Source organism: Enterobacter cloacae complex sp. 302F9, assembly GCF_050030335.1.
Taxonomy (GTDB): Bacteria; Pseudomonadota; Gammaproteobacteria; order Enterobacterales; family Enterobacteriaceae; genus Enterobacter; species Enterobacter hormaechei_C.
In genome coordinates this window covers 795,202-817,881 of sequence record NZ_JBLGUC010000001.1, presented here as the reverse complement: position 1 = coordinate 817,881, position 22,680 = coordinate 795,202, and the positions used below count along the sequence as shown (strand labels likewise).

Here is a 22,680-nt window from a genome sequence, read left to right as displayed (position 1 = left end):
ACCTCTTACGCCAGACGCGGGTTAACTTTATCTGCATCGATGTTGAATTTGGTGATTGCGTCTGCAACCACTTTCTTATCGATTTCGCCACGTTTAGCCAGTTCGCCCAGTGCTGCTACTACCACGTAGGAAGCATCAACTTCGAAGTGGTGACGCAGGTTTTCGCGGCTGTCAGAACGACCGAAGCCGTCAGTACCCAGTACGCGATAATCATCAGCTGGAACGTAAGTACGAACCTGCTCAGCGAACAGTTTCATATAGTCAGTAGACGCCACCGCTGGCGCGTCGTTCATCACCTGAGCGATGTACGGAACGCGTGGGGTTTCCATTGGGTGCAGCATGTTCCAGCGCTCACAATCCTGGCCATCACGCGCCAGTTCAGTGAAGGAGGTAACAGAGTACACATCGGAACCCACACCGTAGTCTTTCGCCAGGATCTGCGCTGCTTCACGAACGTGACGCAGGATAGAACCGGAGCCCAGCAGCTGAACTTTACCTTTGCTACCTTCGATGGTTTCGAGTTTGTAGATACCTTTACGGATACCTTCCTCGGCACCTGCTGGCATTGCCGGCATGTGGTAGTTTTCGTTCAGGGTGGTGATGTAGTAGTAAATATTCTCTTGCGCTTCACCGTACATGCGCTGCAAGCCGTCATGCATGATGACTGCCACTTCGTACGCGTAAGACGGGTCGTAAGAGATACAGTTAGGGATAGTCAGAGACTGAATGTGGCTGTGACCATCTTCGTGCTGTAGACCTTCACCGTTCAGGGTCGTACGACCAGAAGTACCACCGATCAGGAAGCCGCGAGCCTGCTGGTCGCCTGCCTGCCAGCACAGGTCACCGATACGCTGGAACCCGAACATGGAGTAGTAGATGTAGAACGGGATCATCGGCAGGTTGTTGGTGCTGTAAGAAGTCGCAGCAGCCAGCCAGGATGCGCCTGCACCCAGTTCGTTGATACCTTCCTGAAGGATCTGACCTTTCTCGTCTTCTTTGTAGTATGCAACCTGCTCACGGTCCTGCGGGGTGTACTGCTGACCGTTCGGGCTGTAGATACCGATCTGACGGAACAGACCTTCCATACCGAAAGTACGCGCTTCGTCGGCGATGATTGGAACCAGACGATCTTTGATCGACTTGTTCTTCAGCATCACGTTCAGGGCACGAACGAAAGCGATAGTGGTAGAGATCTCTTTGTTCTGCTCTTCCAGCAGCTGAGAGAAATCTTCCAGCGCTGGCAGTTCCAGCTTCTCGGTGAAGTTAGGCTGACGAGCAGGCAGGTAGCCTTTCAGCGCCTGACGACGTTCGTGCAGGTACTTGTGCTCTTCAGAACCTTCCGGGAAGGTGATGTAAGACAGTTTTTCTACCTGCTCATCGGTCACTGGAACGTTGAAACGATCGCGGATATAACGCACGCCGTCCATGTTCATTTTCTTAACCTGGTGAGCGATGTTTTTACCTTCTGCGGTATCACCCATGCCGTAACCTTTAATGGTGTGGGCCAGGATCACAGTCGCTTTACCTTTGGTTTCACGCGCTTTTTTCAGTGCAGCGTAAACTTTCTTCGGATCGTGACCACCGCGGTTCAGCGCCCAGATCTGCTCGTCAGTCCAATCTGCAACCAGGGCTGCGGTTTCAGGATATTTGCCGAAGAAGTGCTCACGAACGTAGGCACCGTCTTTGGATTTGAAGGTCTGGTAGTCGCCGTCAACGGTTTCGTTCATCAGCTGGATCAGTTTACCGCTGGTGTCTTTGCGCAGCAGCTCATCCCAACGACCGCCCCACATCACTTTGATCACGTTCCAGCCAGCACCTGCGAAGATGCCTTCCAGTTCGTTGATGATCTTGCCGTTACCGGTTACCGGACCATCCAGACGTTGCAGGTTACAGTTGATGATGAAGCACAGGTTGTCCAGCTTCTCACGGGTCGCGATGGTGATCGCGCCTTTAGATTCTGGCTCATCCATTTCACCGTCGCCCAGGAAGGCGTAAACGGTCTGCTCAGAGGTGTCTTTCAGACCACGGTGTTCCAGGTACTTCAGGAATTTAGCCTGATAGATCGCACCGATTGGACCCAGACCCATAGATACGGTCGGGAACTGCCAGAACTCAGGCATCAGTTTAGGGTGCGGGTAAGAAGACAGACCCTTACCGTGAACTTCCTGACGGAAGTTGTTCATCTGCTCTTCAGTCAGACGACCTTCCAGGAAGGCACGTGCATAGATGCCCGGAGAGATGTGGCCCTGGAAGTACACCAGATCGCCGCCATCTTTCTCGTTAGCTGCACGGAAGAAGTGGTTGAAGCACACTTCGTAAATGGTCGCAGAAGACTGGAAGGACGCCATGTGGCCACCCAGTTCCAGGTCCTTCTTGGATGCGCGCAGAACGGTCATGATGGCGTTCCAGCGGATAGCAGAACGGATACGGCGTTCCAGATCCAGATTGCCCGGGTATTCCGGTTCGTCTTCGACGGCAATCGTGTTTACGTAGTTGCTAGCCCCTGCACCTGAAGCCACTTTCACGCCGCCTTTGCGTGCTTCTGAAAGCAGCTGATCAATCAGATACTGAGCGCGCTCAACACCTTCTTCACGGATGACCGATTCGATCGCCTGTAGCCAGTCGCGAGTTTCGATCGGATCCACGTCATTTTGGAGACGTTCTGACATGGGGGTATTCCTTATCTATCTAATACGTTGATTTGTCTGGAACCTGTCCCATTGTATTTTCGCCAGAAAACACAATAAGACAGGTTCTGCGTTTAGTTGCCGCGCTCTAAAAGTACCTGGCGCTTAATCCTTTCGTTGCTGTATGCGGCGTAATGAACGTTCGCGACGCGATTGTTCACGGCTGCGGTCCAGCAAGATTTCCTCAATGAAAGCCAGATGGCGGTGCGACGCTTCGCGCGCCTGCTCCGGTTCCCTGGCCATTATCGCCTCGAATACTCGGGTGCGATGGTTGCTTACCAGCGGGAGCATCTCCCGACGGGCATACAACAATTCAAAATTCTGACGAACGTTCTGGGCCAGCATCGGCTCCATGCAGCGTAGCAGATGGAGGAGCACCACGTTGTGCGCCGCTTCGGTGACGGCAATTTGATACTGGACGACGGCATTGGACTCGGCGTCTAAATCGCCGGACTGCTGTGCCCGTTCAATGGCCTGATGCAGCTCGCGAATACGTACGCGGTCTTCATCAGTGCTGCGAAGGGCGGCGTAATAAGCCGCGATACCTTCCAGCGCGTGACGGGTCTCAAGCAGATCAAACTGGGATTCTGGGTGGTCAGAGAGAAGTTCTACCAGCGGGTCGCTGAAGCTCTGCCACAGGCTGTTTTGCACAAAGGTTCCGCCACCCTGGCGACGGAGCAACAGGCCCTTTGCTTCGAGACGTTGAATCGCCTCACGCAGAGAGGGGCGTGAAACGTCGAACTGTTTTGCCAGCTCGCGTTCTGGCGGGAGTTTCTCGCCCGGGCGCAGTGTCCCTTCGAGAATCAAAAACTCCAGCTGCTGCTCAATCACATCGGAAAGTTTTGGTTGGCGAATTTTGCTGTAGGCCATATTCCCTGTCTTACGCCTTTTTGCCCGGAGTCAATTGGTCTTACCAATTTCATGTTCGTATCGCTAAAGTAACAAAGTATTCACCTTCTGTCCATATTGGTTTTGATTGAAATCAGTAAACCCGGCACATTTTAACAACCTTACAGAACTAACGTTTCAGGAATGTAACTTTGCACAAATGAAATGGTTACTACCAAAGAGGCAGTTTTAACCATAATGAAACGAGGGTTTTTGCAATCTGAAGCGATTCAACAAGGCAAAAAATGAAAATTCGCCCTCTTCTGACGCATTTCTATTCTATAGGTTGGGGTATGAGGGGTTAACGTACCGATTTACAATTGGTTTCTTTTTATTCAAGTCGTCTTCATCCCTTCATAAAGCAGGTGCATTCGCTGGCGCTTACCACTATTCTTGCGCTAACGGAAGCCATCTCCGCTTTTTTCGGTATCGTTAACCGTAAAGAAATAAATACAGAATATGGACTTTCATAATTACACACGCACAGCGTGAACATAACAACCACACACGAGGTTTCAAATGGAAGCTCAACAGCATGGCGAGCAGCTAAAGCGCGGCCTTAAAAACCGCCATATACAGCTCATCGCCCTGGGCGGTGCTATTGGTACTGGCCTGTTTCTGGGCAGTGCATCGGTTATCCAGTCGGCCGGTCCGGGCATTATTCTGGGGTACGCGATTGCGGGTTTTATTGCATTTCTGATTATGCGCCAGTTAGGTGAAATGGTTGTTGAGGAGCCGGTCGCAGGCTCATTCAGCCACTTCGCCTATAAATACTGGGGCAGCTTCGCAGGTTTCGCCTCGGGGTGGAACTACTGGGTTCTGTACGTTCTGGTTGCCATGGCCGAGCTGACCGCCGTTGGGAAATACATTCAGTTCTGGTACCCGGAGATCCCCACCTGGGCGTCTGCGGCGGCCTTCTTCGTCATTATCAATGCCATTAACCTGACCAACGTAAAAGTGTTTGGTGAGATGGAGTTCTGGTTTGCCATCATCAAAGTGATTGCCGTTGTAGCGATGATCATCTTCGGCGGCTGGCTGCTGTTCAGCGGCAACGGCGGTCCGCAGGCCACCGTGCGCAACCTTTGGGAGCAAGGCGGGTTCCTGCCGCACGGCATGACCGGTCTGGTGATGATGATGGCAATAATCATGTTCTCCTTCGGCGGTCTGGAGCTGGTGGGCATCACCGCCGCGGAAGCCGACAACCCGGAGCAGAGCATTCCGAAAGCCACTAACCAGGTTATCTACCGTATTCTGATCTTCTATGTGGGCTCCCTGGCGGTCCTGCTCTCCCTGCTGCCATGGACGCGCGTGACGGCGGATACCAGCCCGTTTGTGCTCATCTTCCACGAGCTGGGCGACACCTTCGTGGCGAACGCGCTCAACGTCGTGGTGCTGACCGCCGCGCTCTCCGTTTATAACAGCTGCGTTTACTGCAACAGCCGTATGCTGTTCGGCCTGGCGCAACAGGGCAACGCACCGAAAGCGCTGCTTACCGTTGATAAGCGTGGCGTACCGGTTAATACCATCATCGTGTCGGCGGTCGTGACGGCGCTGTGCGTTCTGATTAACTACCTGGCACCGGAATCTGCCTTCGGTCTGCTGATGGCGCTGGTGGTTTCCGCGCTGGTGATTAACTGGGCGATGATTAGCCTCGCGCACATCAAGTTCCGCCGCGCCAAGCACCAGCAGGGCGTAACCACGCGCTTCCCTGCCCTGCTCTATCCGCTGGGGAACTGGGTTTGCCTGCTGTTCATGGCAGCTGTGCTGGTCATCATGCTCATCACCCCAGGCATGGCGATTTCCGTCTACCTGATCCCGGTCTGGATTGCGATCCTCGGCGTGGGTTATATGGTGAAACAGAAAAATGCCAAAACGGTGAAAGCGCACTAAGTGTTTTCTCGCTGTACTCGCGGTTGCGGGTACAGCGTCTTGTTACCTTCCTCACAAATTCGCGCCTACAGCAAAATCCTCCATATCACCGCCTTTATATTGCAACGCATATATTCGTTTGCCAGCGAATAATTCTCTCCATACCGAAACCCGGAGAGCTGTCGATGAATAACAACAAACTGTCAGTAAAAGAAAAGATCGGCTATGGTATGGGTGACGCCGGATGCAACATTATCTTTGGCGCCATCATGTTATTTGTTAACTACTTTTATACGGATATTTTTGGTCTGGCTCCTGCACTGGTTGGCGTTTTACTCCTGTCCGTACGCGTCATTGATGCCGTCACGGACCCAATTATGGGCGCGATTGCCGACCGTACCCGCAGCAAATATGGCCGGTTTCGTCCATGGCTGCTGTGGATTGCCTTCCCCTATGCGCTGTTCAGCATTCTGATGTTCACCACGCCGGAGTGGAGCTATAACAGCAAAGTAATCTATGCCTTTGTCACCTACTTCCTGCTGTCGCTGACCTATACCGCCATCAACATTCCGTACTGCTCGCTCGGCGGCGTGATCACCAACGACCCGAAAGAGCGCGTTGCCTGCCAGTCCTACCGTTTTGTTATGGTTGGTATCGCCACGCTGCTGCTGTCGCTGACGCTCCTGCCGATGGCCGACTGGTTCGGGGGAGATGACAAAGCCAAAGGCTACCAGATGGCAATGACCGTGCTGGCGCTGATTGGAACCTGTATGTTCCTGTTCTGCTTCGCCACCGTGCGGGAGCGCGTGCGTCCGGCAGTGCAAACCCATGACGAACTGAAAAACGACCTGAAAGACGTGTGGAAGAATGACCAGTGGGTGCGGATCCTGCTGTTAACCCTGTGCAACGTCTGCCCTGGCTTTATCCGCATGGCGGCCACCATGTATTACGTCACCTGGGTCATGGGGCAAAGCACCCATTTCGCCACGCTGTTTATCAGCCTGGGCGTGGTCGGCATGATGTTCGGCAGTATGCTGGCGAAAGTGCTGACCGACCGCTGGTGTAAGCTGAAGGTCTTCTTCTGGACCAACATCGTGCTGGCGATTTTCTCCTGCGCCTTTTACTTCTTCGACCCGAAAGCGACGACAACCATTGTCGTGCTCTACGTCCTGCTGAACATCCTGCACCAGATCCCGTCACCGCTGCACTGGTCGCTGATGGCCGACGTGGACGACTACGGTGAATGGAAAACCGGGAAACGCATCACCGGGATCAGCTTCTCCGGCAACATCTTCTTCCTGAAGCTGGGTCTGGCGATTGCCGGGGCAATGGTCGGCTTCCTGCTCTCCTGGTACGGCTACGACGCGGGCGCAAAAGCGCAGAGCGCGGATGCCATCAACGGGATCGTGCTGCTGTTTACCATCATTCCCGGCATTGGATACTTAATTACCGCGGGCGTAGTACGTCTGCTGAAAGTGGACCGTGAGACCATGAAGCAGATCCAGTCCGATCTGGAAAAGCGTCGCACCAACTATCGCGAGCTGAACGATTATCAGGAACTCAAAGCCGCTGAGACTAAATAAGGAAAGCCGAATGCAAACCTGGCCAAACCCGTTTATTGAACAACGCGCCGACCCGTATATCCTGCGTCACGATGGGCAATATTACTTTATCGCCTCCGTGCCGGAGTACGATCGGCTGGCGATCCGCCGCGCGGACTCGCTGGAAGGTTTACGCGATGCCGAAGAGGTGATTGTCTGGCGCAAGCCCGACACCGGCCCGATGAGCCAGCTGATCTGGGCACCGGAGCTGCATCATATCGACGGCAGGTGGTACATCTATTTTGCCGCCACGCATACCCAGGCGCTCGATCAGCTCGGGATGTTCCAGCATCGCATGTTTGCCATTGAATGTGCAGATCGCGATCCGCTCACCGGTACGTGGGTGGAAAAAGGGCAAATCAAAACCCCGTTTGACACCTTCGCGCTGGATGCCACCACCTTTGTTCATCAGGGTAAACGCTGGTATCTGTGGGCGCAAAAAGCCCCGGACATTTCCGGTAACTCCAATCTTTACCTGTGTGAAATGGAAAATCCGTGGACGCTGAAAGGCGAGCCGGTGATGCTCAGTAAACCGGAATATGACTGGGAGTGCCGTGGGTTCTGGGTCAACGAAGGCCCGGCGGTGCTGTTCCATGGCGATAAGCTGTTTATCAGCTATTCCGCCAGCGCCACCGACGAGAACTACTGCATGGGATTACTGTGGGCAGACCTGAATGCCGATCCGCAAAACCCGGCTAACTGGCATAAATCCCCGCGCCCGGTGTTCGTCACCAGCTACGAAAACCGTCAGTATGGGCCAGGCCATAACAGCTTTACGCAGACGCCGGAAGGCGAAGATATGCTGGTCTACCACGCGCGAAACTACACTGAAATTGAAGGCGATCCGCTTTACGATCCCAATCGCCATACTCGCCTGAAACTCGTCCGCTGGAACGAAAACGGGATGCCTGACTTCGGCATCCCGCCTGCGGATACGCCGTAACAGCTTCGGCGCGCTGGCTTAGACCAGCGTGCCGTAAATCGTCAGCAGCGCCACAATCACCACCACCACAAAGGATGTTTTCTTCGCCATCGAGACGGCAGCTTTTGGCGTTGCGACTTTGTCCGTGTGCGGCTCACGCGCCAGCGAGAACTGTGCCAGTCGGGTTAAAACCTGATACTGCGAGGTATGGCGGTCTGCAAGGGAGACAAACCACGCGGGCAGCGCCTTTTCACCGTGACCGATGAGGGCATAGACCACGCCTACCAGACGCACCGGAAGCCAGTCGAGCACGTGCAGGATGGCATCAATGCCGGACTGTAGACGTTCATGCGGCGTAAGATAGCGGGCAAGCCAGGTCTGCCAGGCGCGCAGGAACGCATAACCCATCAGCAGTACCGGCCCCCAGGGTCCACCCACCACGAACCAGAACAGCGGCGCCAGGTAGTAACGGAAGTTGATCCACAGCAGCGCGTTTTGCAGCTCCCGCAGAAACTCGCGTTCATCGCAGTCCGGCGGTACGCCGTGGATCATCGTCAGCTCGCTCGCCATCGCGCCGCGCGCGTGGGCATCATCCCGGGAAGCGGCTTTCAGATACGCGTGATAGTGCAAACGCACCTTGCCCGCGCCAATACACAGCACGCCGAGCAGGATCCACACCACCAGCAGCGGCACGTTGAAAAAGAGGCCGTAAAGCGAGCGCAGCAACAGGAACGTAATCGCCATCACGCCTGCCGCCATCAGCAGCGTGCGCAGCATGGAAAAATGCCTGATGCGGCGGAATAACACCTCCAGCCGATGATCCAGATGCCAGTGCTCGCCGAGCTTAAACAGGCGTTCAGCGATCATAACCAGCAGCATGGTAAACAACGTCATGTTATCTCCTTATCTGACGACGTGGTAAGCATGGCGTGAAACCGGGCCCAGTCAAACGCCGGGCCGGGGTCGGTTTTTCTTTCGGGGGCGATGTCGCTGTGCCCTGTAATATTGTCTGCAATGGCGGGATAGCGCCCGATTAACGTTTGCGTTACAGCAACCAGTTTCTCATATTGCGCATCGGTGTAAGGCGCGGTGTCCGTTCCTTCCAGTTCAATTCCAATGGAGAAATCATTGCACCGCTCGCGTCCCTGATACATCGACACGCCGGCATGCCAGGCACGCTTATCAAAAGGAACATACTGAACCACTTCGCCATCACGACGGATCAGACAGTGCGCCGATACGCGCAGATGCGCAATCTCAGCAAAGAAGGGGTGGGCATCGGGATCTATCGTTCCAGTGAATAACGCATCGATCCACGGACCGCCAAACTCACCCGGCGGGAGACTAATATTGTGAACCACCAGCAGTGTGGGCTTTTCATCCTCCGGGCGGCAGTCGTGGTGCGGCGACGGTACATGCCGCGCGTCCACCAGCCATCCGTTTTCTAACAACATGCTGGAACTCCTTATCTATGGTGCTGTTACTCGGTTCAGAGTAGCATGTTTCAATATTATGATTCGTTACCAATTTGGAGTTTTATCATGCCGCCTCGCCGCTATAACCCCGACCACCGACGTGACGCGCTTCTGGAACGTATTAATAGTGATATCCCGGCAAGCGTTGCCCATGCCCTGAAAGAAGATCTCGGCGGCGACGTCAGCGCCGATAACGATATTACCGCCCAATTGTTGCCAAAAGAGACGCGCTCGCATGCGGTGATCATCACCCGCGAAGCGGGAGTCTTCTGCGGAAAACGCTGGGTTGAGGAGGTCTTTACCCAGCTGGCAGGCGACGAGGTGCAGGTAACATGGCACGTTGAAGACGGTGATGCGGTCACGGCGAATCAGCCACTGTTCGAGCTGGACGGCCCGTCCCGCGTCTTGCTGACCGGTGAACGCACCGCGCTCAATTTTGTGCAAACGCTCTCTGGCGTTGCCAGTGAAGTACGCCGCTACGTTGACCTGCTGGCAGGCACCCGCACGCAGCTGCTGGATACCCGTAAAACCCTGCCGGGCCTGCGCACCGCGCTGAAATACGCGGTACTCTGCGGTGGCGGCGCCAACCATCGTCTGGGGCTATCCGATGCCTTCCTGATCAAAGAGAACCACATTATTGCCTCTGGCTCGGTGCGTCAGGCCGTGGAAAAAGCCTTCTGGCTACATCCGGATGTGCCGGTCGAAGTGGAAGTGGAAACGCTGGAGGAGCTGAACGAGGCCATTAAAGCGGGGGCTGACATCATCATGCTCGATAACTTCGACACGGAGCAGATGCGTGAAGCGGTCAAACGCACAAACGGCCAGGCGCAGCTTGAGGTGTCCGGCAACGTGACGTTCGACACCATCCGCGAATTTGCTGAAACCGGCGTCGATTACATCTCCGTTGGCGCCCTGACCAAGCACGTCCGCGCCCTCGACCTCTCGATGCGCTTCAAATAAATTATCCTCCCCTCTCCGCCCGGAGAGGGGAAATACGAAACCGCTCGCAATTACGCTGTCCTTCTCTGCAACACTGAATCATTTCCCTGAAAGCCCCTTCACGTTCACGCTTTTGTCCCTCGTTTCTGCATGCTGGCACTGCCACAGTAGCGCCACTTAACGTAAGGAGCAGACATGAACAGACAACAAGGATTTACCCTGATTGAGCTAATGGTGGTCATTGGCATTATTGCCATCCTGAGCGCCATTGGCGTTCCGGCCTATCAGAACTACCTGCGAAAAGCGGCGCTCACCGATATGCTGCAAACGTTCATCCCCTACCGCACCGCCATTGAGCTTTGCGCCCTGGATCGTGGTGGTGTGGATAGCTGCGACGCAGGCACCAATTGCATCCCCTCCCCGACAACCACACGTTACGTTTCAGCGATGAGCGTGGCAAAGGGGGCCGTATCGTTAACAGGGCAGGAAAGCCTTAACGGACTTGAAGTGCTCATGACACCGATCTGGAGCGACGGTAACGGTATGACGGGCTGGACGCGTGACTGCAAAATTGCGTCCGACACGGCGCTCAGACAAGCCTGTGAAGATGTTTTCCGCTTCGACAACAACTGACAGGAGTGGACAATGAATACCGAACAGCTAATGACGCTCTGTCAGCGCCATCACGCACTGCTACTCGCAAGCGACACCGATATGATCAGCATTGCGGTGGTGGGTAATCCTGCCTCTGAGCTGATGGAAGCGTTACGCTTCGCCACGCAGAAGCGTATTGATATTGAGTGCTGGACGGCAGAACGGATGGAAAAACGGCTTCAGTCCGTCTCATCATCACACCTGCCGGGCATAGCGCCAAACTCAGCCGCTGACGTGCTCAGTACAACCTTGCAGCAGGCAGTAAACCAGCGGGCTTCTGACATCCATATTGAACCGACGGAGCACGGCTACCAGATCCGTTTGCGAATCGACGGTGTTCTCTACCCGCAACTGCCGATCTCTGCCGCCCTCGGGACGACGCTTGCCGCACGTCTGAAGGTGCTGGGTCAACTGGATATTGCGGAGCGCCGCCTGCCGCAGGACGGCCAGTTTACGGTGGAGCTGGCAAGCGTCCCCGTCTCTTTTCGTATCGCAACCCTTCCCTGTAGTGGTGGAGAAAAAATCGTGCTTCGTCTGCTTCACCAGGTACAGCAGGCACTGGAGCTTGAACAGCTGGGGATGAGCGCAGATCAGCAGGCCCGTTTTGCCGGGGCGCTTAACAGCCCTCAGGGGTTGATTCTGGTCACCGGCCCGACCGGTAGCGGGAAAACAGTGACGCTGTACAGCGCGTTACAGGCGCGAAATACCCCTGACGTCAATATTTGCAGCGTGGAAGATCCCGTTGAAATCCCGCTTGCAGGCTTAAACCAGACGCAGATTAATCCGCGTGCGGGGCTGACCTTCCAGAGCGTGCTGCGTGCCCTGCTCAGGCAGGATCCTGACATCATTATGGTGGGTGAAATTCGTGACGGCGAAACGGCAGAAATTGCCATTAAGGCGGCGCAAACCGGGCATCTGGTGCTGTCCACCCTGCATACTAACTCAACGACTGAAACGCTGGTACGGCTGCAACAGATGGGCGTCGCGCGCTGGATGATCTCTTCGGCGCTCTCGATGGTGATTGCCCAGCGACTGGTGCGCCGTTTATGTCCGTACTGCCGACAGGAAGCCAGCCGCCACACCGAATTACCCCGCACGCTGTGGCCCCGGCCGCTTCCTCGCTGGCAACCCACCGGCTGCGATCGCTGCTACCACGGTTTTTATGGTCGCGTAGCCATTTTTGAAGTGCTCGTCATCGACGACACGCTGCGGCAGGCCATCGCCAGCGGAGCAAGCACGGAGGTGATTGGGTCCAGCGCTCGTCAGGCGGGAATGACCTCTTTGTTTGAGCATGGCTGCATGGCCGTAGAGCATGGGCTGACCACGCTCGAAGAGCTGTTGCGCGTCCTGGGAATGCCCGATGGCTGCTAATTCGCTCTGGCGCTGGCGTGCCCTGAACACCGAGGGGGAGGTGCAAACCGGCACCCTCTGGGCCATCGACCGTGACGCAGCTTACACGGCTCTGGTGCTTAAACAACTGCACCCGCTGGCGCTAAAACGCTGTCAGCAGCGCCAGCGATGGCAGGTGCAGCACTGCTACGATATTTTTCGCCAGCTCGCCACGCTGCTACAGGCTGGACTCACGCTATCCCAAAGCCTGCACATGCTGGCGGAACAGCATCCTTTGCAGCACTGGCAGGCGCTGCTGCACAGTCTTGCTGATGACCTGAGCGAAGGTTGCGCCCTGTCAGAGACCATGAAGAAATGGTCAGAGGTGTTTAGCCCTCTTTATGTCTCAATGGTGAAGACGGGTGAGCTGACGGGTAAGCTCGAAGCCTGCTGCCGTCAGCTTGCGCAGCAACAAAAATCCCAGCAGCAGCTCAGTGCGAAGGTGAAGAAAGCGCTGCGCTATCCGCTGATCATCCTGACGCTGGCCGTTTTCGTGGTGCTGGCGATGGTCACGCTGGTTTTGCCTGAGTTTGCTGCAATCTACAAAACGTTCAACACCCCGCTCCCTTTGCTCACGCAGGCAGTCATGGGGCTGGCGGCCTTGGTTCAGGCGCATATCCTCACCCTTTTGGCCCTGCTCGTGGCAATGGTTGTCATCGCCTGTAAGCTGCGGCGGCATCCACGCTGGCAGTATGTCTTGTTACACGTACCGGTGATGGGCACGCTGACGCGCGGGCAAAAACTGGGGCAGATTTTTACCGTGCTGTCATTAACCCAGCAGGCCGGAATTGCCTTTTTACAAGGACTGGAGAGTGTGGAGGAGACCGTTGAGAGGGGCTACTGGCAGGAGAAACTCCGTGAGATACGCAGCGATATCGAACAGGGGATGCCCGTGTGGTCCTCCTTCCAGAAGGCCTCTGTTTTTACGCCACTGTGTATTCAGCTCATTCGCACCGGAGAAGTGTCGGGTTCACTGGATGTGATGCTGATGAATCTGGCCCGCCACCATACGGAACAGACATTTCAGCAGGCAGACAATCTGGCAGCGCTTCTTGAGCCTTTGCTACTGGTCGTGACGGGTCTGATTATTGGCACGCTGGTGGTGGCAATGTATTTGCCGATTTTCCATCTGGGGGATGCAATGAGCGCGGGGTAATGCTGGCGCACGGACGCGCGCCAGCCGTAGCCGTCAGAGGCTATTGAATACGCGGTTTTCCTGCTCCTGAACGCGGATAAACGTCGTGCGTTTCGTCAGCTCTTTCAGGCGGGAAGCACCAACGTAGGTGCAGGCAGAACGCAGACCGCCGAGGATATCGCGCGCCGTGTTTTCGACCGGACCACGCAGTGGCAGCTTAACGGTTTTGCCTTCCGCCGCACGGTATTTCGCGACACCGCCCACGTGACGGGTCATCGCGGATTCAGAGCTCATTCCGTAGAACAGCATGAATTTCTCGCCGTTCTCTTCCACCACGGTACCGCCGCTCTCTTCGTGGCCTGCCAGCATGCCGCCGAGCATCACGAAATCCGCGCCGCCGCCGAAGGCTTTCGCGACATCGCCTGGCATGGTGCAGCCACCGTCGCTGATGATCTGGCCGCCCAGACCGTGCGCAGCGTCAGCGCATTCAATTACCGCAGACAGCTGCGGATAACCCACACCGGTTTTCACGCGCGTGGTGCAAACGGACCCCGGGCCAATGCCAACTTTTACAATGTCGGCCCCGGAGAGGATCAGCTCTTCACACATTTCACCGGTCACCACGTTGCCCGCGATGATGGTTTTGGTTGGCCAGGCCTCACGTGCCTTGCTGACGAACTGAACGAAATGCTCGGAATAACCATTTGCCACGTCAATGCAGACAAAATTCAGCGCTGGATTGGCGTTCAGGATCTGTTTGGTTTTCTCGAAATCTGCATCAGAGGTACCGGTCGAGACCATCACATGCTTCACCACGTCAGCCGAGGCGGAGGCGACAAACGCATCCCACTCTTCAGCGCTGTAGTGTTTGTGTACCGCAGTAAGGATGTCGAATTGCGCCAGTGCGGTCGCCATCTCGAAGGTCCCGACGGTATCCATGTTGGCCGCGATAATCGGCACGCCAGACCACGTCTGACCGGAATGCTTAAAGGTGAATTGACGTTCGAGTTCAACGTCTGAGCGGCTTTTCAGTGTAGAGCGTTTAGGGCGGATAAGAACGTCTTTGAAACCTAACTTCAGATCTTCTTCGATACGCATGTGCGGATTCCTGGGGTTAGAGGCAAATATATTAAAAGCACAACTCCAGTGACGCTATCATACGCACTAATACCTGCTCCGCAAGACTGCGAAATTCTCTTTTTTTACGCTACAATCCTATAAATTTACCTGGTAAAAAGCGGGTAAAGAGAGCTAAACATTGGCTGTTGTAAGTTTGAATTTTAAGCAACTGATTTTAAAACTGAATAATTCCCAGGATCTGATTTAATGGGGTATATCGTCGCATTAACCGGCGGCATCGGTAGTGGTAAAAGCACCGTTGCGCACGCGTTTGCTCGTCTCGGCATCACGATTATCGACGCCGATATCATTGCCCGTCAGGTGGTAGAACCCAATACACCCGCCTTAAACGCCATCGAAGCGCATTTTGGTCGCCCCGTGATACAGGCTGACGGCACCCTGAATCGTCGGCAGCTGCGTGAGTGCATATTTTCCGATCCAGCGGAAAAAGCCTGGCTTAATGCCCTGCTCCACCCCATTATCCACCAGGAAACTCAGCGTCAGATTGCCGCAGCCAGTTCGCCCTATGTGTTGTGGGTGGTCCCGTTACTGGTGGAAAATCAGCTTCAAAATAAAGCAGACAGAACGCTGGTGATTGACGTTTCCCGCGAAACGCAAATCCAGAGAACCATGGCGCGTGACCATGTTTCTCGCGAGCATGCTGAACAAATTCTTGCCGCACAGGCCACGCGCGAAGCGCGCCTCGCCATTGCGGATGATGTTATTGATAATAACGGCGCACCAGATGCCATTGCATCGGATGTTGCTCGTCTGCACGCGCAGTATCTGACCTTCGCCGCGCAGGCCGTTGCACAGGAAAAACCATAATGTCGACTCATATCCTTTTTGAGCACCCGCTTAACGAAAAAATGCGTACCTGGCTACGCATAGAATTTCTTATTCAACAGCTTTCACAACATCTGCCTGTCAACGATCACGCCACCGCGCTGCATTTTTTCCGCAACGTGGGCGATCTGCTGGATGTGATTGAACGCGGCGACGTCCGCACTGAGCTGTTGAAAGAGCTGGAGCGCCAGCAGCGTAAATTACAGGCCTGGGCCGAAGTACCGGGCGTGGATCAAAGTCGAATTGACGCTTTACGCAAGCAGCTGAAAAACAGCAGCACGACCCTGATGGCCGCGCCGCGCGTTGGCCAGTTTTTACGAGAGGATCGTCTGATTGCGCTGGTGCGCCAGCGCCTGAGCATACCGGGCGGATGCTGTAGCTTTGACCTGCCAACGCTGCATATGTGGCTGCACATGCCGCAGGAACAGCGCAATCGCCAGGTGAACAGCTGGCTGGGCAGCCTGGAGCCGATGAATCAGACGTTATCCCTGATCCTCGATCTTGTGCGTAACTCTGCCCCGTTCCGCAAACAAACCAGTCTCAACGGTTTCTATCAGGATAACGGCGACGACGCCGATCTTCTGCGCCTGAACCTGTCTCTTGGCGAGCAGCTTTACCCGCAAATTTCCGGGCATAAAAGCCGTTTCGCGATCCGCTTTATGCCGCTGGACAGTGAACATGGCACCGTGCCGGAACGCCTCGATTTTGAACTGGCCTGTTGTTAAGGAGTGCCAATGTCTGACGTAACCACCGTAAACTGCCCAACCTGTGGGAAAACTGTCGTCTGGGGAGACGTAAGTCCATTTCGCCCATTCTGCTGTAAGCGCTGTCAGCTTATAGACCTGGGCGAATGGGCGGCGGAAGAGAAACGCATTCCGAGCGAAGGCGATCTCTCGGATAGCGATGACTGGAGCGAAAACCAGCAGTAACGTTCAAAGCCTGCTGGCGCGTCGCTTAGCAGGCCTACGGTTGTGCGGCCAGCCGGAGGATCACAGGCTCATTGGCAGGCGGGAATTTTTCCGCATCGCTGGCCTGAAGCTCAATCCAGTTACCCGGCTGCCCCTCTTTTCCCCACGGCTCACCTTCCCAGTTTTCAACCAGCCAGAACCACAGCGTGATGTGACGATCCGGAAACTGGTACTCCAGCTTATCGAACAGCGTTGCACCAAGCGGGGTGATCCCCACCTCTTCCTGAAGCTCACGCACCAGCGCCTGCTCCGGCGTTTCACCTGATTCGATTTTTCCGCCGGGGAATTCCCATTTGTTGGCCATGTGCGCATCGGCGGCACGTTGGGTAATGAAGATCTGATTTTGCGGGTTGCGAATGATCCCGACAGCAATTTGCAGTGTTTTCATCATGTCACTTCCATAAAAAAGGCGCAGATATCTGCGCCTTTTCAGTTTGTTATGTTCTTAACTCAGACGGCCGTGGCACGCCTTGTATTTTTTGCCGGAACCGCATGGGCACGGATCGTTACGACCGACTTTACGATCGCCCGTCTGCGCTGCGATTGCCGCTGCGGCTTCGCTCTCATCGGTCTGATGGCTCAGCTGCTGCATCTGTGCCAGACGCTCAGCTTCTTCACGACGCTGCTGCTCCATCGCTTCCACTTCTTCCGGCATACGCACCTGAACTTTGCTCAGGGTGCTGATGACTTCATACTTCAGCGACTCCAGCATGGCAGCAAACATGGAGAAGGATTCACGCTTGTACTCCTGCTTCGGATCTTTCTGCGCATAACCACGCAGGTGGATACCCTGACGCAGGTAGTCCATTGCCGCCAGATGCTCTTTCCACAGGGAGTCCAGGGTCTGCAACATTACGCCTTTCTCGAAGTGACGCATCATCTCTGCGCCAACCACTTCTTCCTTACGCTTGTAGACGTCCAGCGCGGTTTCGTAGATACGCTCGCGCAGGGTCTCTTCGTGCAGCTCAGGCTCTTTGTCCAGCCACTCTTTGATTGGCAGTTCGAGATCGAAGTCGTTTTTCAGACGTTCCTGCAAACCTTCGATATCCCACATCTCTTCCAGAGACTGCGGCGGAATGTGCGCGTCGATAGTGGCTTTGAACACATCTTCGCGAATGCTGTTGATGGTTTCGCTCACGTCGGACACGTCCAGCAGTTCGTTACGCTGGGTGTAGATCGCACGACGCTGGTCGTTGGCAACGTCATCATATTCCAGCAGCTGCTTACGAATATCGAAGTTGCGGCTTTCTACTTTACGCTGGGCGTTCGCAATCGCTTTGGTAACCCACGGGTGCTCGATCGCTTCGCCAGGTTTCATGCCCAGTTTACGCATCATGCCGGACACACGGTCAGAGGCGAAAATACGCATCAGCGCATCTTCCATAGACAGATAGAAGCGGGAAGAACCGGCATCACCCTGACGACCCGCACGACCGCGCAGCTGGTTATCGATACGACGGGATTCATGACGCTCTGTACCAATGATGTGCAGACCACCGGATGCCAGCACCGCGTCGTGACGCACCTGCCAGTCGGCTTTGATCTGCGCGATTTGCTCTGGGGTTGGGTTTTCCAGCTCCGCCACTTCGGCCTGCCAGCTACCGCCGAGCATAATATCGGTACCACGACCCGCCATGTTGGTGGCGATGGTTACGGCAGCCGGGTAACCGGCCTGCGCAACGATATCTGCTTCTTTAGCGTGGAACTTGGCGTTCAGAACGTTGTGTTTGATGCCTGCTTTGGTCAGCTCGTTGGATACCACTTCGGATTTCTCGATGGAGATGGTCCCCACCAGTACCGGCTGGCCCTTCGCGGTACGTTCGCGAATATCTTCAATGATCGCCTGAATTTTTTCCGCTTCAGTCATGTATACCAGGTCCGGCATATCCTTACGGATCATCGGACGGTTGGTAGGTACTACCACGGTATCCAGCTTATAGATGGAGCTGAACTCAAACGCTTCGGTATCTGCGGTACCGGTCATCCCCGCCAGCTTCTCGTACAGACGGAAGTAGTTCTGGAAGGTGATGGATGCCAGCGTCTGGTTTTCGTTTTGAATATCCACGCCTTCTTTCGCTTCCACGGCCTGGTGCAGGCCATCGGACCAGCGACGTCCCTGCATGGTACGGCCGGTGTGTTCATCGACGATGATGACTTCGCCGTCTTTAACGATGTAGTCAACGTCGCGGGTGAACAGGGCGTGCGCGCGCAGTGCAGCCGTTACGTGGTGCATCAGCATGATGTTGCTCGGGGAGTACAGAGACTCGCCCTCTTCCATAATGCCTTCAGCCACCAGCAGCTCTTCGATTTTCACCAGGCCGCGTTCGGTCAGGTTGACCTGACGCGCTTTTTCATCCACGGAGAAGTGACCTTCACCCTGGAAGGTATCGGAGTCTTCTTTCTCCTGACGCAGCAGGTGAGGAATGATTTTGTCGACTTTACGGTACATCTCGGAGCTGTCTTCGGCCGGGCCGGAGATGATCAGCGGGGTACGCGCTTCATCGATCAGAATGGAGTCAACCTCATCCACCAGCGCATAGTGCAGTTTACGCTGGACGCGCTCTTCCGGGCTGAACGCCATGTTGTCACGCAGGTAGTCGAAGCCGTATTCGTTGTTGGTGCCGTAGGTGATATCCGCGTTATACGCTTCACGCTTGGCAGGTGCCGGCAGGCCGGACATGTTAATGCCCACGGTCATGCCGAGGAATTCGAACAGTGGACGGTTGTTTTCGGCGTCGCGCTGCGCCAGATAGTCGTTGACGGTAACAACGTGAACGCCCTTACCCGTCAGCGCATTCAGGTAAGCCGGCAGCGTTGCAGTCAGGGTTTTACCTTCACCGGTACGCATTTCCGCGATGCAGCGCTCGTTGAGCACCATCCCGCCCAGCAGCTGCACGTCGAAGTGACGCATGCCGAACACGCGTTTACTGGCCTCACGTACAACGGCGAAGGCTTCCGGGATCAGGCTTTCTAAGGTTTCACCTTTCTCCAGACGCGCACGGAACTCCGCGGTTTTCGCTTTCAGCTCATCATCAGTGAGCTTCTCCATCGCCGGTTCCATACCGTTGATGACGTTCACAGCTTTGCGCATGCGGCGCAGGGTACGATCGTTACGACTACCAAAAACTTTGGTTAACAATTTGATTAGCATAATAAATTCTCAAACGCCCCAGTCGGGCAGATAAATTAAGGTATTGAAAAAGGTTAATTTAGCTGAGGCGTTGAGGCCCGGCACGGATGCCGTGAACCTGGCTAATCCATGTCGAAACAGAGAAGGATGCAGGGGAAACAAAATCCGTTTGCGCCGTCTGATTTACGGTCACTGGCGGCTGGTTGTCCTGCGTCAGAAGCGCATTAAGCGTATCGAGCAGGGCAAGATGCTGAGCCTGAACCGGCAGCGTTTCTTCCGCAACAGGCATCGTCTGCGGCGCCATCGCGAACGACAGATGGCGGATAACCGTGCGAATCGCGTGCTGCTGCCAGTAATCAACGGAGAAATTGGGACGGCGGCTGGCTTCAAGCCATGCGAGATTAGTGAAGTTAACCCGTGTGGTGAGATCGTGTTTGGTCGTCGTGGAACGTGCTGGCGTGGCCGCGTCTGCGCTGTTGCTGAGCACAGGCAAGCCGAAACTCGCCGCGACCATCCCCAATAAGAGATGCGGCCAGAAGTAACGTCTGCCAAATTGTCGCCAGCGCGTCAGTATTCCGCTCACTTGCTCCACCACGTTCGCCCGCCAGTGCAGGCTGAGTTCAGTTATTCTTTTTTAGCGCCCAGATATTACCACTAAAGCCAATACACGGCAGCAGGAATGACACCTTGCAGCAGGTAAAAACGGTCAATAATGCAGCGAACACACCGTTATTCGGCACCCGACACAGGCCAGGGGTGAGGGGGACAAATTAAAGAAGGGCAGAAATAAAAACGACTGGCTTCCCTGGTCGGAGAGAGTACCAGGTGAACCAGTCGCTTTTCTTACGAAACGGCTTTAACCGTTACGCCAGGACCATAGTCGGGGCTTTGAACGCCAGCGGCAGTTCAGCTTCGTCTTCGAAGGTCACATATTCCCAGGCTTCCTGTTTTGCCAGGACGGCCTGCAACAGTTTGTTGTTCAGTGCATGACCGGATTTAAACGCGGTAAATGCACCAATGATGTTGTGACCACACATGAAGAGGTCGCCGATCGCGTCCAGCAGTTTGTGACGAACAAATTCATCTTCAAAACGCAGGCCGTCTTCGTTCAGTACGCGATAATCGTCAACAACGATGGCACAATCGAAGCTGCCGCCCAGGCACAGGCCGCGGGATTGCAGATATTCGATATCACGCATAAAGCCGAAGGTACGTGCTCGGCTGATCTGACGCATGAACGCATCCGCAGAGAAGTTCATCGCATAGCGCTGGGTGCTGGAGTCAATCGCCGGATGGTTAAAATCGATGGTGAAATCCAACGAGAAACCATTGTACGGTTTGAATTCAGCCCATTTGTCGCCATCTTCGACGCGAACGGTCTCTTTAATGCGAACAAATTTCTTCGCGCAGTTCAGTTCTTCGATGCCGGCATCCAGCAACAAATAAACGAACGGAGCAGCACTCCCGTCCATGATCGGGATTTCTGGCGCATCGACTTCAACCATAATGTTGTCGATACCCAGACCCGCCAGGGCGGCGTTCAGGTGCTCTACGGTAGAAATCCGCACGTCATGCTCGTTCACCAGACAAGTACAGAGCATAGTATCACGCACAGATTTGGCATCGGCCGGAAAATCTACCGGTGGATTCAAGTCGGTGCGACGATAGATGACCCCGGTATTGGCCGGCGCAGGGCGTAACGTCAGTGTGACTTTCTTGCCGGTATGTAAACCGACACCCGTCGCCTGAACGATACGTTTAAGTGTCCTTTGTTTGATCATCGTATAATCTCGCCAAATTAACTATCCAACCGAGAGTGTATATCACTAACGGTGGGCCAGTTTAGCACAAAGAGCGCAAATCCCCAAATTCCAGCCAATTCTTAGTCAGCTTGCTTACGCAGGAACGCCGGGATATCCAGATAATCTGGCTCTTTTGCCGTTTGTGGAGTCGGGTCGTTCACCACTTTCGCAGCGGGTTTTTGCTCCTGAGTCAGAGGCGCCATACCGTGCTGCTGGTAACGATCCATAACCGGCTGCTGAGTCTGTTTGTTGGTCACCAGGGTGATCTCAGGACGCTTGTCCATACCGATACCGGTGGCCACAACGGTCACACGCAGTTCGTCGTTCATTTCCGGATCAAGGGACGTACCGATAACGACGGTCGCGTTGTCAGAGGCGAACGCACGGATGGTGTTACCCACGGTTTCGAACTCATCCAGACGCAGGTCAAAGCCAGCGGTAATGTTGACCAGCACGCCGCGCGCGCCAGACAGATCGATATCTTCCAGCAGTGGAGAAGAGATCGCCATTTCAGCGGCTTCTTCCGCACGGTCTTCGCCGCTCGCCACGCCAGAGCCCATCATCGCGTAGCCCATCTCGGACATCACGGTGCGAACGTCTGCAAAGTCAACGTTCATCAGACCTGGACGGGTAATCAGTTCAGCAATACCCTGAACCGCGCCTTTCAGCACGTCGTTTGCCGCGCCAAAGGCGTCCAGCAGAGAGATACCGCGACCCAGCACTTTCAGCAGCTTGTCGTTCGGGATGGTAATCAGAGAGTCCACGTGCTTGGACAGCTCGGTGATACCCTGCTCCGCGAAAGCCATACGCTTCTTACCTTCAAAGTTGAAAGGCTTGGTCACGACAGCAACGGTCAGAATACCTAAATCTTTAGCGACTTCCGCCACAACGGGTGCTGCACCGGTACCTGTACCGCCGCCCATACCCGCTGCGATGAAGACCATGTCTGCACCGTCCAGTGCAGCGCGCAGCGCTTCACGATCTTCTTCAGCCGCGTTGCGGCCCACTTCCGGGTTAGCCCCTGCTCCCAGACCTTTGGTGATGCCACCACCGATCTGAATCGTCTGGCCAACAGCCGTTTTACGCAGCGCCTGCGCATCGGTGTTCACCGCGAAGAATTCAACACCTTCGATGCGCTCGCGCACCATGTGCTCTACGGCGTTACCGCCGCCGCCACCGACGCCGATGACTTTAATCACCGCGTCGTTGGTTAATTCCATAGGTTCAAACATAATCTCTCTCTCCGTTGTGCCTGT

20 protein-coding genes are annotated in these 22,680 nt (G+C 55.1%); 10 read left to right on the top strand and 10 right to left on the bottom strand.

Going from position 1 to position 22,680, the window contains the following annotated elements; genetic code table 11:
- Window positions 1-5 precede the first annotated feature (5 nt).
- The gene (gene aceE, locus ACQG0T_RS03880) at window positions 6-2,669 is read right to left on the bottom strand and encodes a pyruvate dehydrogenase (acetyl-transferring), homodimeric type (protein WP_003856315.1); all 2,664 of its coding nucleotides are present in this window, start codon (window positions 2,667-2,669) and stop codon (window positions 6-8) included.
- Between the two features lie 123 nt (window positions 2,670-2,792).
- The gene (gene pdhR, locus ACQG0T_RS03875) at window positions 2,793-3,557 is read right to left on the bottom strand and encodes a pyruvate dehydrogenase complex transcriptional repressor PdhR (RefSeq protein ID WP_252051945.1); all 765 of its coding nucleotides are present in this window, start codon (window positions 3,555-3,557) and stop codon (window positions 2,793-2,795) included.
- 537 nt (window positions 3,558-4,094) lie between these two features.
- Between pdhR and aroP the strand changes: the two genes are divergently transcribed.
- The 3 genes from aroP (at window position 4,095) to ACQG0T_RS03860 (ending at window position 7,988) form a co-directional block, all read left to right on the top strand.
- Complete coding sequence (gene aroP / locus ACQG0T_RS03870; protein WP_126291367.1) at window positions 4,095-5,465, top strand: aromatic amino acid transporter AroP; 1,371 nt, start codon at window positions 4,095-4,097, stop codon at window positions 5,463-5,465.
- A gap of 164 nt (window positions 5,466-5,629) precedes the next feature.
- A complete protein-coding gene (locus tag ACQG0T_RS03865; RefSeq protein WP_023295923.1) occupies window positions 5,630-7,027 on the top strand; it encodes a glycoside-pentoside-hexuronide (GPH):cation symporter in 1,398 nt (465 codons plus the stop codon).
- Window positions 7,028-7,037: 10 nt separating this feature from the next.
- Window positions 7,038-7,988: a glycoside hydrolase family 43 protein gene (locus ACQG0T_RS03860; RefSeq protein ID WP_032647256.1), complete on the top strand. Its 951-nt coding sequence runs from the start codon at window positions 7,038-7,040 to the stop codon at window positions 7,986-7,988.
- 18 nt (window positions 7,989-8,006) lie between these two features.
- On the opposite strand, the gene ampE is transcribed toward ACQG0T_RS03860, so the two are convergent.
- Window positions 8,007-8,861, bottom strand: a complete 855-nt coding sequence (ampE, locus tag ACQG0T_RS03855) for a beta-lactamase regulator AmpE (protein ID WP_003856320.1) — start codon at window positions 8,859-8,861, stop codon at window positions 8,007-8,009.
- Window positions 8,858-9,421, bottom strand: coding sequence for a 1,6-anhydro-N-acetylmuramyl-L-alanine amidase AmpD (gene ampD, locus ACQG0T_RS03850; protein ID WP_045337999.1), 564 nt, complete (start codon window positions 9,419-9,421; stop codon window positions 8,858-8,860). Before ampD ends, ampE begins: the two co-directional genes overlap by 4 nt.
- An 87-nt stretch (window positions 9,422-9,508) precedes the next feature.
- On the opposite strand from ampD, the gene nadC reads away from it, so the two are divergent.
- The 4 genes from nadC to hofC all read left to right on the top strand — a co-directional run bounded on the left by nadC (window position 9,509) and on the right by hofC (window position 13,580).
- Window positions 9,509-10,402 carry a carboxylating nicotinate-nucleotide diphosphorylase gene (gene nadC / locus ACQG0T_RS03845; RefSeq protein WP_045347230.1) on the top strand — a complete coding sequence of 298 codons (894 nt, stop codon included), beginning with the start codon at window positions 9,509-9,511 and terminating at the stop codon, window positions 10,400-10,402.
- Window positions 10,403-10,576: 174 nt separating this feature from the next.
- The gene (gene ppdD, locus ACQG0T_RS03840; RefSeq protein ID WP_271040554.1) at window positions 10,577-11,014 is read left to right on the top strand and encodes a prepilin peptidase-dependent pilin; all 438 of its coding nucleotides are present in this window, start codon (window positions 10,577-10,579) and stop codon (window positions 11,012-11,014) included.
- A 12-nt stretch (window positions 11,015-11,026) separates the two neighbouring features.
- Window positions 11,027-12,406 (top strand): type II secretion system protein GspE, encoded by a 1,380-nt coding sequence (gene gspE, locus ACQG0T_RS03835; RefSeq protein WP_271040553.1) that lies wholly within the window; start codon window positions 11,027-11,029, stop codon window positions 12,404-12,406.
- The gene (hofC, locus tag ACQG0T_RS03830) at window positions 12,396-13,580 is read left to right on the top strand and encodes a protein transport protein HofC (protein ID WP_058685958.1); all 1,185 of its coding nucleotides are present in this window, start codon (window positions 12,396-12,398) and stop codon (window positions 13,578-13,580) included. The genes gspE and hofC overlap by 11 nt, the downstream gene beginning before the upstream one ends.
- Window positions 13,581-13,613: 33 nt before the next feature.
- On the opposite strand, the gene ACQG0T_RS03825 is transcribed toward hofC, so the two are convergent.
- Window positions 13,614-14,657: a GMP reductase gene (locus ACQG0T_RS03825; protein ID WP_017383777.1), complete on the bottom strand. Its 1,044-nt coding sequence runs from the start codon at window positions 14,655-14,657 to the stop codon at window positions 13,614-13,616.
- A 228-nt stretch (window positions 14,658-14,885) separates the two neighbouring features.
- On the opposite strand from ACQG0T_RS03825, the gene coaE reads away from it, so the two are divergent.
- From coaE to yacG, 3 genes are read left to right on the top strand one after another with little or no spacing between them, the layout of a single operon-like run.
- Window positions 14,886-15,506 (top strand): dephospho-CoA kinase, encoded by a 621-nt coding sequence (gene coaE, locus ACQG0T_RS03820; protein ID WP_032103181.1) that lies wholly within the window; start codon window positions 14,886-14,888, stop codon window positions 15,504-15,506.
- On the top strand, window positions 15,506-16,249 hold the full coding sequence (gene zapD / locus ACQG0T_RS03815; protein ID WP_032103180.1) for a cell division protein ZapD: 744 nt from the start codon (window positions 15,506-15,508) through the stop codon (window positions 16,247-16,249). Before coaE ends, zapD begins: the two co-directional genes overlap by 1 nt.
- A 9-nt stretch (window positions 16,250-16,258) precedes the next feature.
- Window positions 16,259-16,453 carry a DNA gyrase inhibitor YacG gene (yacG, locus tag ACQG0T_RS03810; protein ID WP_015572675.1) on the top strand — a complete coding sequence of 65 codons (195 nt, stop codon included), beginning with the start codon at window positions 16,259-16,261 and terminating at the stop codon, window positions 16,451-16,453.
- A 34-nt stretch (window positions 16,454-16,487) separates the two neighbouring features.
- Here yacG and mutT read toward each other — a convergent pair whose 3' ends face one another.
- From mutT to ftsZ, 5 genes are all read right to left on the bottom strand, one after another.
- Window positions 16,488-16,880 (bottom strand): 8-oxo-dGTP diphosphatase MutT, encoded by a 393-nt coding sequence (gene mutT, locus ACQG0T_RS03805; protein WP_026080649.1) that lies wholly within the window; start codon window positions 16,878-16,880, stop codon window positions 16,488-16,490.
- Between the two features lie 57 nt (window positions 16,881-16,937).
- Window positions 16,938-19,643, bottom strand: coding sequence for a preprotein translocase subunit SecA (secA, locus tag ACQG0T_RS03800; protein WP_015572673.1), 2,706 nt, complete (start codon window positions 19,641-19,643; stop codon window positions 16,938-16,940).
- 58 nt (window positions 19,644-19,701) lie between these two features.
- Window positions 19,702-20,205, bottom strand: a complete 504-nt coding sequence (gene secM / locus ACQG0T_RS03795; protein ID WP_032103219.1) for a secA translation cis-regulator SecM — start codon at window positions 20,203-20,205, stop codon at window positions 19,702-19,704.
- A 280-nt stretch (window positions 20,206-20,485) separates the two neighbouring features.
- Window positions 20,486-21,403, bottom strand: a complete 918-nt coding sequence (gene lpxC, locus ACQG0T_RS03790; RefSeq protein WP_271040551.1) for a UDP-3-O-acyl-N-acetylglucosamine deacetylase — start codon at window positions 21,401-21,403, stop codon at window positions 20,486-20,488.
- Window positions 21,404-21,504: 101 nt separating this feature from the next.
- Window positions 21,505-22,656 (bottom strand): cell division protein FtsZ, encoded by a 1,152-nt coding sequence (gene ftsZ, locus ACQG0T_RS03785; RefSeq protein ID WP_003856338.1) that lies wholly within the window; start codon window positions 22,654-22,656, stop codon window positions 21,505-21,507.
- Window positions 22,657-22,680: the final 24 nt, after the last annotated feature.